This is a genomic window from Treponema sp. R6D11 (assembly GCF_054786075.1).
Window position 1 is genome coordinate 1 of record NZ_BDHD01001137.1, and the last position, 378, is coordinate 378.

The 378-nt window shown below is 31.5% G+C and carries 1 protein-coding gene; it reads right to left on the reverse strand.

Features of this window, described 5'->3' with window-relative positions:
* On the reverse strand, nucleotides 1–378 hold a 378-nt coding region (locus ACYVTD_RS17825), incomplete at both ends, for a POTRA domain-containing protein (RefSeq protein ID WP_461248954.1).

Consider the following 378-nt stretch of genomic DNA (forward strand, 5'->3'; position numbering starts at 1 on the left):
TTCTAATTTTGTCATATTGACAATTTCGCCTTTTTTAGACATTACAAGTTTGTTTAATTGTTCGGTTGTAAAAATTACATTGCCTTCAAATGTTACTCCGGCAAATTTGAATTCACTGCCTTCATCTATCATAAAAGTAAGAAGTAAATTAGCCCCTTTACTGTCTTTTTTATTGTTTTTACTTTTTTTATTGTCTTTTTCATTTTCAACCATTGTGCGGGTAACGTCTCTTACTACCATATCTATGTATCCGCGATCATGATAATACTTTGTAATTTTTTCTCTGTCAGCGATAAGTTTTGCTTCCTGAAAAGCGCCGTCATTTAAAAGGGATTTTGCTTTTAATGAAAGTTGCCCTTTTAATACGCTGGTTTTAAA